The 14,126-nt window shown below is 43.1% G+C and carries 12 protein-coding genes and 1 tRNA gene; 4 read left to right on the top strand and 9 right to left on the bottom strand.

Annotation, left to right across the window (positions count from 1 at the left end; translation table 11 throughout):
• Positions 1 to 22: 22 nt before the first annotated feature.
• The 6 genes from WDV74_RS02590 to WDV74_RS02565 all read right to left on the bottom strand — a co-directional run bounded on the left by WDV74_RS02590 (position 23) and on the right by WDV74_RS02565 (position 6,627).
• Positions 23 to 1,777 (bottom strand): type I secretion system permease/ATPase, encoded by a 1,755-nt coding sequence (locus tag WDV74_RS02590; RefSeq protein ID WP_338884419.1) that lies wholly within the window; start codon positions 1,775 to 1,777, stop codon positions 23 to 25.
• Positions 1,778 to 1,814: 37 nt separating this feature from the next.
• A complete protein-coding gene (locus WDV74_RS02585) occupies positions 1,815 to 2,135 on the bottom strand; it encodes an AprI/Inh family metalloprotease inhibitor (protein WP_338884417.1) in 321 nt (106 codons plus the stop codon).
• 156 nt (positions 2,136 to 2,291) lie between these two features.
• Entirely contained in the window at positions 2,292 to 3,725 is a 1,434-nt protein-coding gene (locus tag WDV74_RS02580) for a serralysin family metalloprotease (RefSeq protein WP_338884415.1), read from the bottom strand.
• 463 nt (positions 3,726 to 4,188) lie between these two features.
• Entirely contained in the window at positions 4,189 to 5,286 is a 1,098-nt protein-coding gene (rlmM, locus tag WDV74_RS02575) for a 23S rRNA (cytidine(2498)-2'-O)-methyltransferase RlmM (RefSeq protein WP_338884413.1), read from the bottom strand.
• Positions 5,279 to 5,674, bottom strand: a complete 396-nt coding sequence (locus tag WDV74_RS02570; RefSeq protein ID WP_338884411.1) for a DUF423 domain-containing protein — start codon at positions 5,672 to 5,674, stop codon at positions 5,279 to 5,281. The genes rlmM and WDV74_RS02570 overlap by 8 nt, the downstream gene beginning before the upstream one ends.
• Positions 5,675 to 5,703: 29 nt before the next feature.
• A complete protein-coding gene (locus WDV74_RS02565; RefSeq protein WP_338803814.1) occupies positions 5,704 to 6,627 on the bottom strand; it encodes a transcriptional regulator GcvA in 924 nt (307 codons plus the stop codon).
• A 421-nt stretch (positions 6,628 to 7,048) separates the two neighbouring features.
• Between WDV74_RS02565 and csdA the strand changes: the two genes are divergently transcribed.
• Positions 7,049 to 8,257 carry a cysteine desulfurase CsdA gene (gene csdA / locus WDV74_RS02560; protein ID WP_338884409.1) on the top strand — a complete coding sequence of 403 codons (1,209 nt, stop codon included), beginning with the start codon at positions 7,049 to 7,051 and terminating at the stop codon, positions 8,255 to 8,257.
• Between the two features lie 282 nt (positions 8,258 to 8,539).
• Positions 8,540 to 9,580 (top strand): IS630 family transposase, encoded by a 1,041-nt coding sequence (locus WDV74_RS02555; RefSeq protein WP_338883023.1) that lies wholly within the window; start codon positions 8,540 to 8,542, stop codon positions 9,578 to 9,580.
• Between the two features lie 142 nt (positions 9,581 to 9,722).
• Here WDV74_RS02555 and WDV74_RS02550 read toward each other — a convergent pair whose 3' ends face one another.
• Entirely contained in the window at positions 9,723 to 10,169 is a 447-nt protein-coding gene (locus WDV74_RS02550; RefSeq protein WP_273571709.1) for a VapA/VapB family virulence-associated protein, read from the bottom strand.
• Positions 10,170 to 11,003: 834 nt separating this feature from the next.
• On the opposite strand from WDV74_RS02550, the gene csdE reads away from it, so the two are divergent.
• Positions 11,004 to 11,462, top strand: coding sequence for a cysteine desulfurase sulfur acceptor subunit CsdE (gene csdE, locus WDV74_RS02545; protein ID WP_338884407.1), 459 nt, complete (start codon positions 11,004 to 11,006; stop codon positions 11,460 to 11,462).
• A gap of 6 nt (positions 11,463 to 11,468) precedes the next feature.
• On the opposite strand, the gene tcdA is transcribed toward csdE, so the two are convergent.
• A complete protein-coding gene (gene tcdA, locus WDV74_RS02540) occupies positions 11,469 to 12,281 on the bottom strand; it encodes a tRNA cyclic N6-threonylcarbamoyladenosine(37) synthase TcdA (protein WP_338884405.1) in 813 nt (270 codons plus the stop codon).
• Positions 12,282 to 12,355: 74 nt separating this feature from the next.
• Positions 12,356 to 13,453, bottom strand: coding sequence for a murein transglycosylase A (mltA, locus tag WDV74_RS02535; RefSeq protein WP_338884403.1), 1,098 nt, complete (start codon positions 13,451 to 13,453; stop codon positions 12,356 to 12,358).
• 473 nt (positions 13,454 to 13,926) lie between these two features.
• Here mltA and WDV74_RS02530 point away from each other — a divergent pair.
• Positions 13,927 to 14,003 (top strand) — tRNA-Met (locus tag WDV74_RS02530).
• The last annotated feature ends 123 nt before the right edge of the window (positions 14,004 to 14,126 follow it).

The following is a 14,126-nucleotide window of genomic DNA, read 5'->3' as shown; positions in this document are numbered from 1 at the left end:
ATTAAAATATGGCTGAATCATGTTATGAGGCACGTTCGACCGCTTTTAACTGTGACGAAGATTGAGACAGCGCCGCCATCACTTGTTGGGAAGGGCCAAACATTTTCATTTTCCCTTGTACCAACAGCAAAATTTTGGTTGTTTGCGAGAGCAATGAAGGCCGGTGAGTGATAACGACCACCGTTTTCCCTTGTTCCCGTAATTGGGCGATCGCCTGGCTTAAGGCTTTTTCGCCAATATCATCCAGATTCGAGTTAGGTTCATCCAACACCACCAGCGATGGGTTACCATACAAGGCACGAGCCAAGCCTATTCGTTGTTTCTGTCCACCGGATAACCCCATGCCACCTGCGCCAATGACCGTGTCATAACCCTGCTCAAGATTGAGTACCAATTCATGGATACCGGCTTTTTTCGCCGCTTCGATAACTTTTTCCGGTTCAACGTCATTAAAACGTGCGATATTCTCCGCAATCGTGCCGCCAAACAGTTCAATATCCTGCGGTAGATAACCAATGGATGCCCCTAACTCATCTTTATTCCATTGGTAGATATCCGCATCATCAAGCCGTACAACGCCTTCTTGCGCTGGCCATATCCCTACCAGCAGACGGGCTAATGTCGATTTCCCCGATGCACTGGGGCCAATCACACCCAGCACTTCACCGGCATTCAAGGCTAAATTGATATCCTGCAAAACATATTGGTTATTGAATGATGATCCGTTTTGCGAAGCCTGAAGTACCCGTGTTTTACGCGGTGGCATTGCTGATACTTTTTCCATTAGCAACACGCCTTTAGGCTGCGGTAATGACATACCACTTTTACGTTCCGGTTGTGCTTTCAGTAACTTGTCCAGCCGTTGCCAGGACAAGCGGGCAGCACTCCAGCTCTTCCAGGCCTGTATCAACTGTTCAATCGGCGACAACGCTCTTCCCATCAAAATGGAACCGGCAATCATCATCCCGGGTGTGATATTGCCTTCAATCGCCAACCAGCCACCCAAACCAAGAATCAACGACTGCAAGGCCATACGTACTGTTTTAGTCAGTGCCGTGATAGCGGCTGAACGTTCACTGGCAATACGCTGAAAATTGAGAAAACGCTGATGCAAGCTAAACCAACGACGGCGCAATGCGGGCAACATACCGAGCGCTTCGATCACTTCGGCATTGCGTAAGTTGGTGCTGGCTAAATTGGCTGAGCGTAAAGAAAGATGACTGGCTTCCGCCAATGGCGCTTGAGATAACCACTGGTTCAATACCGCCAGCATGATCAATATGATCGCCCCAAGTAGCGCCAACAATCCCAAATAGGGGCTGAACAAAAAGATAACGCCAAGATAGACAGGGAACCAAGGTGCATCAAAAAAGGCAAACAGGGCATTACCGGTCAGAAACTGGCGGATGGTCGCCAGATCATTCAGCATTTGCCCGGCATCGGTGGAACCATTTTTCAGGTTAGATTCATAGGAAGCGGTATAAACCCGCTGATTCAGGCACATATCAAACTGACTGCCGATACGGATCACTACCTGACTGCGGATATATTCTAGTCCACCCATCATGGCGAACATGCCCAGTGTGATCAACGTCAGCATCAGCAAGGTCATTTCATTACTGGATGGCAATACTCGATCATAGACTTGAAGCATATAAATGGAGGGAACCAGCATCAGCAAGTTGATGAATGCCGTAAATAGTCCAATAGTCCAGAAGACCTTGCTGCGTGCACGGATAACCTCCGTGATTTCATCCTTCGGAAAACGTAATTTCACTGCGATCCCTTCATCGTTAACGGAGCAAAACAAATCGTTATTTATATGCACCACTGAATGTCATGACCAGTTCCCTGCCATCAACAAAATAAGCAATCCACTGTTCTGACTCAGGACTGAAAAAGGCCAAACTATTGCCATCATTATCGGTCAATGTGATGCCATCTGGAGATGGATACCATCCTGCAACAGGCTGCCCAATCAACTCAGTGACACACGCATTCCCTTTCAAAGCCCAAAGCGAACTTTCGGGTAAACGGGTATCAGTCAGTTCAATATTGCACAGCTTATTTCCATCGGAGAGTTGCCATAATCCTTTCAACTCACCCGCGGTTTGAAGCCTCAAACTACTCGCCATACATCCTCCTGCCAAAAAGAGAGAGAAAATTATCGATAAGAGCAATTTCGATCTATAAAACCGACCGCCACAAAACAAGAAGTTCACCATTTCCACCTTTCCATCATGTCCATAATACTGCCGTATCCTGTGGGGAATACGGCAATATTTTATTAATTAGACGATGAAATCCGCTTCAGTTAACGGTTGACCGACAACTTTCACCAGAAAATCATTGCCAGCCAGATCACCACCCAGGCTGATTTCCAGATTAGTGACCTCATCCACTTCGTCATAAGTGAACAACACTTCGCCCGCCTTACCTGAGAACGAATCGACAAATTTGATATCGCCAGTACCTCCGAAATTGAATTCAGACAGATCGATTTTGTCTTCACCCGAGACGAAATCGTGGATCCAGTCTGGATTGTCTTTCAGAGATTCTTTGCCATCCAGGTAAACAAAGGTATCGTTACCTTCACCGCCCCACAGATGATCACCGCCCAGGCCGCCATAAATAATGTCATCGCCTGCGCCACCTTTCAGGATGTTGTCTGCGCTGTTACCGACCAGAATATCGTCGCCGCTGCCACCAATCGCATTCTCAATAACGACACCACGGGCGATAGAAACGTTGCCTTTCAGGCCGCCAACATCAGAGAAAGCACCTTCATTCAGGTTGATACGCTGATTTTGAGTAAAACCCGAAAAATCAAAAGTATCTTCACCATCCGCATCCCAGACACTGAACACCAGTTTGCTGTTCGCATCAGTTGCGGTCAGGAAGTCGCGGTCAGTATTGGAATTGAAACCATATATGGTGTCTCCCGTCCGGGTTTCCATATTCGCACCATACAGCGCCTGAATGGCAGAGATATCATTCAACAGAGGCGCCGATGAATATTCATATTTAAAATCTTGGCCTGTATATTTTTCACTGAAATAACTCATGACCGTATAGGCACGAGAATCTTCGAAATATTCGGCTTTAGTGATATAACCTGGACGCACTTTATCAGAAGCATCGTAATCGGCAGGGTGCTCCAATCCTAGTGCATGGCCAATTTCATGGGTGAAAGTCTGGCGAGCATAACCATTCACATCAATATCATTGTCTGTAAAAGTATGGCTTGTAGCGTCATACCATGTAAAAGCGGTTCTTTGTCCTTGTGGCAGAGTGGCAAACGCATAATCATCGTTGTCACTATAATCAAAGAAACCAAAAGTGATATTCGCTTTTCTAGCACTACCTACTTCGGTAAATTTAATATTGGCAACATCAGACCAGGATTGTAAAGAAAGTTTCGCTGCTTCTTTTTGTTCTTCATTAAAAGCACTGAAACTAGAAATTTCAAACAACGGCATGATAGCCGGCGTCGATTCCATAAAATGGTACGATAATTCCAAAGTGCCAGAAGAATTAACATACTTATTGGACCACTTATAGTGGCCACGCAGAAGCTGATCAGGTGCATTGTCTCCTAATGGATCATGCGCAACCCGAATAGAGGCGTCGTAATTTGGAACATAGGCTTTAAGAAATGAATTAACTTCCTGGACGGAATTGGAATCAGATAACCCCGTATAGGTATACTTTTTCTTTGAGGCCATATCAATCTCCTGTAAAAAAAGACAAATATCCTAAAAACCCGAAATTTTGATAATAACGGAGGTAAGAGTTTTAAATTCTTTCTAAGCCCCACTTAGAAATAAAACTCTAGAATAAAATAGCGTTAGTTACTGTCTGTGTAAAAATAATTAATATACTTTTTTAGAATACATATTGAACAAATTTAGTTTATGTAATTAATTATTAATTTCTCACTGAAATTTTTTTGATAATAAAAAAACAACATAATTTAGTCATAAATTATGTTGTTTTTATCTGCTGAAAATTGATATTAAGAAAGAATTATCTCTTTATCTGTTTTTTCCCTGCCTTTTTAATCGTTGGTTGTTTTTTATTCAACCTGAAATTAATTCTATACCAATCTAATTTCAAGATGCGTCTTATATCTCCCCCGCTTCGCGGGGGAGATATAAACCACACATTGATTTATAATAAAGAATTGTATTAATAATCTCGATTAGTGGCATACACAGACCAAATACGACGGATGTGTACAGTGATCTCTTCACGATCGTGATACAGGTGCTTCGCCTGAATCTGCGCATTCACACCATTCTCTTTCAATTGCTGTTCTATTTTTTGCAATAGATGAGCGACTTCCTCATAACGCTTTTTCATCGGCAACTTAAGATTGAATATCGCCTCGCGGCACCAGCTTTTTACCAGCCAATCCGTCATCAATTGGGCAACTTTGGCAGGTTTTTCAACCATGTCACAAACCAGCCAGTAAATGTTTTTCACTGATGGTTCAAATTTAAAACCATCCACACGATGATGCTTTACCTGGCCTGTTTCCATTAAGCTATCAGCCATCGACCCATTATCTACCGCGTGAACTATCATACTGCGTTTGACGAGTTGGTAAGTCCATCCTCCCGGACAAGCACCGAGATCGACGGCATGAAGGCCGCTACCCAGGCGCTCTTCCCATTCGTCATAAGGAATGAATATATGAAAGGCTTCTTCCAGTTTCAGCGTTGAACGGCTTGGTGCATCCGAAGGGAATTTAAGACGAGGAATACCCATATAAAAACGGGAATTATTATTGCTATAGGAATACCCGACATAGCAGCAGCCCGAAGCGATGAAAAAGACATGAATAACAGGACGACTATAATTTTCCTTTACCAACAGAAGTTTTTCCTGACGCATCGCATTACGCAACGGAACAGTAAACTTACGGCAAAACTTCATCAACTCTTTGCCTTCATTGGTATCCGGCACCTCAACACGCAGCTCGCCCGCCCTCTCAATGACACCGCTCAACATGCCAATAATCGGGGTAATGCGATCTTCCTGCGGCAAATCTTTCAGTAATTCGCCCACAACCAACATTTGACGAGCAAAAACCAATTCACCAAACGGTATTTCACGGATCAGGCGATCCGCATCATCGGGCTGATAACACTCAAACAGCACATATCCACTGTTCTCTTTCACACGGGCAAAACCGTAAATTTCTCTTTTACCCGCCTGATCGGTAATCTCTGCCGCACACTCTTTTTCAAAACCAGGGCGGCAATATAAAGCAACTTTATTCATGGCTAAGCGCCGATTTCCTTAGACGCAGAGCGCCAATTAATACACATAACCAACCAATGAGAAAACTGAACCCACCGATTGGTGTCAAATAAACCAGAAATTTTAGCGGTAAAAAGGCCAGACAATAAAGGCTGCCACTAAACAGCACAATTCCCGCCGTAAAAAAAATCCCACTCCAACCAAACAGCGCTACAGGCTGGCGCATCAACAAAGCAGCCAGAACCATCATGGCGAGTGTATGTAATCCTTGATATTGCAGGCCGGTATGGATCCATTCCATCTGACGTGGTGTCAGGATAGGCGCTAACATATGTGCGCCCATCGCGCCCAATGCCACGTAGAAAAAACCACTGATCCCAACAAAAATAAGCATCGTTCGACTGCTCATCACAGGCTCCTGTCTCTGTTTGTCAGTTATTAGGTGTATTGGGTAATAAATCCTAACCTTTCTTGCTCAGTTGCTGCCTGGGTTAGTATCCATTTGCGGAAAGCCGCAATCTTGCCCAATTCTGCCTGATTATCGTGGCAAACCAAATAAAATGCATTCTTACTGACCAAAACATCATTAAATGGGCAGACAAGGCGCCCTGCATCAATTTCATTTTGTGCCATCACATTATTGGCTAGCGCAACACCTTGACCATGCACCGCCGCCTGGATCACCATCGCACTATGGCTGAATATTGGCCCTTGCTGGACATTAATCTGTTGCTGCATATCAAGCTGGCGAATATAGGCTTGCCAATCCCGGCGGGATGAATCATGCAACAGCGTATGCTTGGCAAGATCGGCGGGCGTTTTCAATGGACGATCCCCCGTCAGCAGCGCAGGAGAACAGACAGGCAGCAGATATTCGGGATAAAGGCGATCGGTGCGCAACCCTGGCCAGTTGCCTCTGCCATAAAAGATCGCGACATCAACATCATCAGCCAGTTTATCTTCTTCCCGATCCACTGCCTGAATGCGAACATCAATCCCCGGAAAACTCTGATTAAAACCGGAAAGCCGAGGTACTAACCACTGAATCGCAAAACTGGGGGATAAACTAACCGTTAACGCGCCCTTGGCACTGCGTGCCTGAAGTTTGCGAGTCGCGTCATTGATAGCAGTAAAAATCTCCTTGATATCGAGATAGTAACTCTGCCCCTCTTCCGTCAACAATAACGAACGATTGCGGCGACGAAAGAGCTTTAATCCCAGGAAATCTTCCAGACTTTTCATTTGATGGCTAACAGCGGCCTGAGTCACAAATAATTCTTCTGCCGCTTTAGTAAAACTTAAATGACGGGCCGCGGCATCAAAAACGCGTAACGCATTGAGTGGAGGTAAACGTTTAGACATGTTCGTTTCTTATATGTTCTTTTCCTGTATAGGGGTGACGATACCGGTAACTCTTTTCATTCAGTTATTAGTTTTTGTAATCCGAAGCATTATAATTTGTCCATTGATGATATACCAGCAAATCCCTATAGTGTGCGCACTTCCTAAGCCGGAACGAAAAGTCTCTTTGTCGCGATACATTGAAACTTTTGGCTTTGTGGTTGTGATGTTGTGTTTGCAAGTTGTCTGGGAAACCAGGCTTTGTAGCATAAGCTACTGTTTTTTTTCACTTCCTGTACATTTACCCTGTCTGTCCATAGTGATTTTTTATTGCACCGCAGTTGCGGTGCTTTTTTTCCCTGCTTTCTCCTGTAAAATTCCCTGTCCCTTGATTAAAGAAAAACTTATTCTTTATCACACAACGATTAAATTAGCAGCGTTTATGAAAGCCTTTGACTCAGAAAAATTCCGCCAGCAGTTCCCTGCCCTGCAACAATCCACCACATTTCTGGACAGTGCCGCCACGGCATTAAAACCGGCGTGTATGATTGAGGCGACCGAGCACTATTACCAAAACCACAGTGCAACAGTACACCGCAGTCAACATGCCACTGCGCAGGCCATGACTGCTCGTTATGAGCAGGCTCGCTCACTGGTGGCGGAATTGATCAATGCGCCATTGCCTGAAAATATTATCTGGACAAAAGGGACTACTGAGTCCATCAATCTGGTTGCCCAAAGTTACTTTCGCCCTCGTCTGAATGTGGGTGATGAAATCATTGTCAGCGAGCAGGAACACCATGCTAACCTGTTACCGTGGCTGATTCTGGCAGAACAAACCGGTGCCAAAATCGTTAAATGGCCGATTGGCAATCGACGCCAACCAGAAATCGATACCCTGGCAGCACTCTTGAATGAAAAAAGCCGCTTAGTTGCCATCAGCCAGATGTCTAACGTTACCGGCGCCGCAGTAGATTTGGCACAAGTCACCGCACTCGCCCATCAATATGATTGCCGTGTTCTGGTCGATGGTGCTCAGGGTATCGTTCACGCACCGATCAATGTACAACAACTGGATATCGACTTTTATGCCTTCTCTGCACATAAACTGTATGGCCCAAATGGATTGGGTGTGTTGTATGGCAAAAATGAATGGTTGAATGCGATGTCACCGTGGCACGGTGGCGGAAAAATGCTAACTCAAGTCTCGTTCGATGGTTTCACACCGGAAGCCGTGCCTTATCGTTTTGAAGCGGGGACACCCAATGTTGCCGGTGTGGTCGGGTTTGCAACGACGCTGGAATGGTTGAAAACGCTTGATATCCAGCTCGCAGAATCCCATGCGATTGCCCTGACGGATTACACCGAACAGCAACTGAGTATGCTGGCAGGATTTAACAGTTACCGTGCAGCGGGTTCCAGCTTACTGGCGTTCAATATCGCCGGAATACACCACAATGATTTAGCAACGCTGATTGCCGAACAAAATATCTCTCTGCGTTCAGGCCAACACTGTGCCCAACCCTTGCTGGATGCCTTTGGGATCAGCGGCTGTCTGCGCGCTTCGTTCATGCCTTATAATAACCAGCAAGATGCGGATAGATTGATAAATGCCGTAAAGTTTGCGCTAGCGTTGCTGATGGATGATTGATATTGTCTTGTTATTAGTTATACCTCGTATAAAAGCCTATCAAATATATTTTGGTAGGTTTTCAGCTTAATGGCGGATCACTATCAAACTTTAAAACCCCCTTTTTTCTGATCAATATTTAATTAAATTATTTTAATCTTATAAATCTGATTAATACAAATAAATACGCCATCACTAATCTAAATAAGCTTTCAAAATAGTAGATCACTTGAAGGGAACTCAGTCCAATTTTTGCGATCTGATTAATCGCCAAATCAAAAAAATCCCAAAATGGACTGAGTGATGCGAATCATAGCACCAATACCCCGAAATGAACGACGTCAGATGAAAAAATTTATTCATAAAACCCGGGATAAAGATTACGCCCGCCGACTCATGGCACTCTTGATGTTACATGAAGGTCAGACCGTTTCTTACATCGCCAGAACCCTTCATTGTTCACGTTCTTCCGTCCATCGTTGGATAAATTGGTTAACGTTATATGGGCTGGAAGGATTAAAAAGCTTACCGAGAGGAAGGCCTACTCGATGGAATTTAGCCCCGATTTTTAGCTTGTTGTCGTTCTTATTATCACACTCCCCGCAGGATTTTGACTGTTTGCGTTCACGCTGGAGTATTGAACTTATCACTCAGATAATCAATGAATTATTAGGGGTATCACTGTCGAAAAGTACGCTTTATCGTTACTTTTGTCAGGTGGGTATTGTCTGGCGAAGAGCGGCGCCTACTGTCAAAAAGCCTGATCCGGAGTATGACGAAAAAATGGCAAAAATCACCGAAGCCTTAGCCAACGCATCAGAGCAACATCTTGTTTTTTATGAAGATGAAGTCGATATCGATCTGAATCCTAAAATCGGGGCAGACTGGTGTCTAAAAGGACAACAAAAACGCGTGATGACACCGGGGAAAAACCAAAAGCACTACCTTGCAGGCTGCCTTGATGTCCGAACAGGTCAAGTGACTTATGTCGGTGGTATAAAGAAAAACGCTGATTTATTTATCAATATGTTAGAGAAAATTAATCGTCAGTATCGTCAAGCCAAAAGTATCACGTTGATTTTGGATAATTATGGTATTCACAAAAGCCATAAGGTCAGGGAATGGCTAAAACAAAATCCTCAATTTAACCTGTTATTTTTACCGGTCTATTCGCCATGGCTAAATAAGATTGAACGCTTGTGGCAATCCTTGCATGAAACCGTCACCCGAAATCATTGCTGTCAGTATATGTGGCAACTCTTAGCGTGCGTTGAAGAATTTATGATTGCATTTTCATTCGGGCAACAACCGGGAATGAAAAAAATGAGTGTATCGTTATTATGAAAGTTTATTTAGAAATAAAGTAAAAATCGCTACTCCTTTAAATAATCCATAATAATAGTCCTTGCTGTATAAGGTATTACACAGCAAGGACATAACATTTCACTAATCATTAGACTTAACTGAAATTATGTATGGTAAAGAATTAACTCCATGAACCTGATCCACCACCAATACCTGATATAGTGGAAATAGCGGCGCTTTGGAAGTGACCAAGCAGATGACTGTGTGAGTCAAAGAAAAGTAAACTAAGGTATGCAAATGTTGAATTAAACTCGAAACTTACCGTATCAGAATAAAGTTTACCCAAATCGTCTGTATAAATATAGCCTTCCATCCAAGCAAAACCGGCAGAAGTCAGCCCACCAGCCTTCCCACTAAAAGACTTTTTATCAATATCTGTTTCCAGGCTAAACATGATGAAAAAGATGAAACTTTGTGCATCACCTGTAGCGTAATATTTCTCGCTCTTTGGAGAAGCTATTTTTTTTACGGCCTCACCGATAATATCTGGCTCCAATTTACCCTTTGCATCTCGTTTAAAATCTTCAATGATTTTAAGTTTTATTTCATTGTGTTCTATTTCGTTCATAACATTATCCTCTTTTATATTCCATGAAATGGAGAAAAAATAGATAAAATATATGATTTTATTATTTAATTTAATAACTCATCACAATAGACCTGCCTATATGTTAGCGTTATTTATACGCATTAAACTTCAAGTTGCAATTTACAATACGCTATGAAACCTGATTTCTCCCCGTGAAGCGGGGAGAAATCACATGCATCTTGAAGTTAGATTGGTATATGATGAAATAATACATCTATACAGTTAGATAATATGGGAATTATTTATAATAGACCAAATAATATTTTATTATATTTACAATATTCTTATACATAATGATAATAGACAAATATTTCCATTGGGAAATATTCATAAATATCAATGAATAATATCTATACGCATTAAACTTCAAGTTGTAATTTACAACACGATATGCAACCTGATTTCTCCCTGCTTCGCGGGGAGAAATCACATACATCTTGAAGTTAGATTGGTATATTAAAAATGTGATTGTCCCTCATCCTGTCAAGCTACTGTCTTAAGCGATATTTTTTATGAGGTAACGGGCGGCATATACCGTACCAAATTTAATCATTTCTTATAGTAAGTCGCATTTCAAGATACAAGAGCTTACGGAGGATTTCGCTAAATAGAAGAAAGCATAAGGGCTGAATATTTACAAAATTTCTTAATCCAATTTATATCAAAACTTGCATATCCATCATCGGTTAGATATATAAAACTGTATCATCAGCCTATGAAAGACTAAATGAAGGATAAAACGCTTCATATAATATTGATGTAATTTAATTTTATTCACATTTTTTCTTTCCCAAAAGTAAAGATAAATAACCCATGACACAACTCTCAGATACCATCTTGGCTCCGCATCCATTCGGAACAGAAATTACGCAACAGCAACTTATTGAAAACTTTCAGCAATGCAAATTGTGGGAAGATCGTTACCGGCAGCTCATCGGCCTGGCTAAAAAACTGCCTCCTTTAGCGGATGAACTAAAACAGCAAAATATCGAAAGATCCGGCTGTGAAAATCGCGTCTGGTTGGGGTATCAACAACTTGCAGACGGCCGATTGCATTTTTATGGCGATAGCGAAGGCCGTATCGTCAAAGGGTTATTGGCAATCCTGCTAACTGCCGTGGAAGGCAAAACCCCAGAGCAGGTTGTACAAATCCCTTTGGCCGAGCTATTCCAACAACTCGGCCTGGAACAACAACTCAGTGGCTCAAGACTCAATGGCGTGAAATCCCTGATAAATACCGTTCAGGAAATAGCAAGCACTTACATTCATTAGGTTCGCTTAAAGCCTATTTTCCCGTTCAGCTTTCGCCACCATCTTTTTCAATGCGTGGGATACCGCAACAAAGCCAAAAGTCGCCGTAACCATCGTTGCGGCACCAAAACCAGAAGCGCAATCCATTCGCTTGGAACCCTCCGCAGTGCTTTTGGCAGCGCAAACTGTACCGTCAGATTGCGGATAAACTAACTGTTCCGTTGAAAAAACGCAGTCAATACCTAATTTACCTTTGCCGTTTTTCACTACGCGGTAATCCGACTTCAAGCGCTCCTTCAATTTCGCCGCTAATGGATCTTGTACCGTTTTTGCTAAATCCACCACCTGGATCTGGGTAGGATCAAGTTGCCCACCCGCTCCACCCGTTGTCACAAGTGGGATCTTATAGCGGCGACAATAGGCCAGTAACGCCGCTTTCGGCCGTACGCTATCAATGGCATCAATAACATAACTAAACTCTGTGGATATCAATTCAGCCATATTATCAGGGGTGACAAAATCATCAATGCAAGTCACCCGACATTCAGGATTAATCGCTTGTATCCGCTGTGCGATGACTTCCGTTTTTGGTAAGCCCACATTCTGTACCAACGTGTGCAACTGACGGTTGGTATTAGTGATGCAGACGTCATCCATATCAATCAACGTAATTGCACCAATACCGGTACGCGCCAGCGCTTCTGCCGCCCATGAACCCACCCCACCGATTCCGACAACACAGACATGGGAACGGGCAAATAATGAAAGCGCTTTCTGGCCATATAACCGCGCCGTACCAGCGAAACGCTGAAGATAAGCATCAGAGAGAGAAACTTGCATTGCTAAATAAATCCTGCATAAAACCCATCTCTATTGAGGTAGGTTGTCGATTGATCGTTTAAACTGGGGAGATCTTACTGGTTTGCAGCTAAAAAACCAGATGATGCTTTCTTCAATACCCAAACACGGCCATAGTGATTATAAAAACCCGCCATTTCACCCGCTTTTTCCCCAACACCGTGATAAATATCGAAATGATTTCCTTTGATGGCACCACCAACATCCAACGCTACCATCAGGCGCATCCGATACTGGCCGGTAAATTTGCCCTTTTCATCCAGCACAGGCACTTCCGCCAGCAAAGCTGTTCCGGGAGGGATTAATGATTTATCAGATGCTACCGACGCTTTTGCAATAAGAGGCACGGCACTGGCTCCCCTCACAAGTGTATAGGATTCAGGCTTAAAGAAAACGAATGAAGGATTCTGCTCCAACACTTCTCTCACTTCGGCTTCACTGTGCTGTTCTCCCCATTGCCGGATAGCTTTCATCGACATTTTTTCGCTCGGTACTTCTCCACGGTCGATCAGCACCTTGCCAATACTGCGATAGGGATGTCCATTCTTTCCCCCATAGCCAAAAAAGGTCAACGGACGCCCATCGCCAAAATCGACATAGCCACTCCCCTGAACTTCCATCATAAAATTATCCATCAGGGAGTTACTGTACCCGATAATAAATTTCTTGCTCAGTACCCCCCTGTATATCTCAGCGCGACTTGGCAAGCGGGAACGTGAGTAAGCAGGCATACGATATAGTGGATATTTAAACTCGCCTTGCTGAGTATGTCGTGCTTGTAAAACAGGTGTGTAATAGCCGGTAAACTTCACGTTGCCGTATTTATCTTCACCTTCCATCTGATAAGCCAGTAAACCAAATTCATTTAAATCACGAGTATCACCACCAGACAGCATCCAGTGCTCAATTGCATTAAATAATTCACGGTTATTGTCATACAGACGAGGAGAAGATTTGCTGATATATTCAACTTGGGTAACAAAATCCTTGGCATTAACCGGAGAACCTTCGGCATTAGGGATATTAACCAACTGAAGGTTTCGGGTAATTCGCCCATCTTTATACTGCTGCGCCTGATCAGTGGGTCGAAAATGGCATCCCGATAATAACGAAATGAAAAATCCAAATAAAAGATATTTGCCCCAAATTCTCATATTACTGCCTTATCTCTAGCCATCACTTATTCAGATCACGAACGATATCAAACAGTAATAAATAATGAAATGGAGTTAACCCAAATTCTGTTTAAACCATCACGGGAAGATTGTCTTCTAAATAGAAAACTTTCAATGATGGTTTTTTCCATTAAGGTGGCAAGCAATCAAACCGTCTAAAACGGTAGGACGAGATCGCGAATAGCTTGCCTCATTGTTTTGTCCTTGGTGGTACAGAAGGTTGGAACAAGATGGGAAAATCGTTGTGGTGATATTTCCAAAGGTGTTCCAGATAGAAACCTGTTCCAGAATTCGGGTTAGTTAGATAAAACAGCTTACCGTTTTAGCCAAATCAATCGAGCAAAAACAAAACAATTAGGCTACTTTTAAAGCAAAAAACAAACAAATTTAATAAAAATCAATAAAAAAACTTGCAACCGTGTCGTTCCAGAGTATAGTGTGCCGACATCGGACGCGGGGTGGAGCAGCTTGGTAGCTCGTCGGGCTCATAACCCGAAGGTCGTCGGTTCAAATCCGGCCCCCGCAACCAATTCGATTGCATATCATATCGGTATGATGTTGCGTCGATTTGCTCTGGTAGCAAAGACAATTTGGCAGTAAAAAATGTCATCATTTAGTATTTGCATTCGTGGTTACTCATCAAGATTTGCAG

The organism is Xenorhabdus sp. TH1 (assembly GCF_037260955.1).
Taxonomy (GTDB): Bacteria; Pseudomonadota; Gammaproteobacteria; order Enterobacterales; family Enterobacteriaceae; genus Xenorhabdus; species Xenorhabdus griffiniae.
The sequence above is the reverse complement of the archived record's forward strand: the minus strand, read 5'-3'. Positions and strand labels throughout refer to the sequence as shown.

What these genes read in the sequence shown, in the direction of transcription:
- WDV74_RS02585 (WP_338884417.1), bottom strand. Translation starts at nt 2,135, where the DNA reads ATGGCGAGTAGTTTGAGGCTTCAAACCGCGGGTGAGTTGAAAGGATTA.
- WDV74_RS02580 (WP_338884415.1), bottom strand. Translation starts at nt 3,725, where the DNA reads ATGGCCTCAAAGAAAAAGTATACCTATACGGGGTTATCTGATTCCAAT.
- rlmM (WP_338884413.1), bottom strand. Translation starts at nt 5,286, where the DNA reads ATGAATAAAGTTGCTTTATATTGCCGCCCTGGTTTTGAAAAAGAGTGT.
- WDV74_RS02570 (WP_338884411.1), bottom strand. Translation starts at nt 5,674, where the DNA reads ATGAGCAGTCGAACGATGCTTATTTTTGTTGGGATCAGTGGTTTTTTC.
- WDV74_RS02565 (WP_338803814.1), bottom strand. Translation starts at nt 6,627, where the DNA reads ATGTCTAAACGTTTACCTCCACTCAATGCGTTACGCGTTTTTGATGCC.
- csdA (WP_338884409.1), top strand. Translation starts at nt 7,049, where the DNA reads ATGAAAGCCTTTGACTCAGAAAAATTCCGCCAGCAGTTCCCTGCCCTG.
- WDV74_RS02555 (WP_338883023.1), top strand. Translation starts at nt 8,540, where the DNA reads ATGCGAATCATAGCACCAATACCCCGAAATGAACGACGTCAGATGAAA.
- WDV74_RS02550 (WP_273571709.1), bottom strand. Translation starts at nt 10,169, where the DNA reads ATGAACGAAATAGAACACAATGAAATAAAACTTAAAATCATTGAAGAT.
- csdE (WP_338884407.1), top strand. Translation starts at nt 11,004, where the DNA reads ATGACACAACTCTCAGATACCATCTTGGCTCCGCATCCATTCGGAACA.
- tcdA (WP_338884405.1), bottom strand. Translation starts at nt 12,281, where the DNA reads ATGCAAGTTTCTCTCTCTGATGCTTATCTTCAGCGTTTCGCTGGTACG.
- mltA (WP_338884403.1), bottom strand. Translation starts at nt 13,453, where the DNA reads ATGAGAATTTGGGGCAAATATCTTTTATTTGGATTTTTCATTTCGTTA.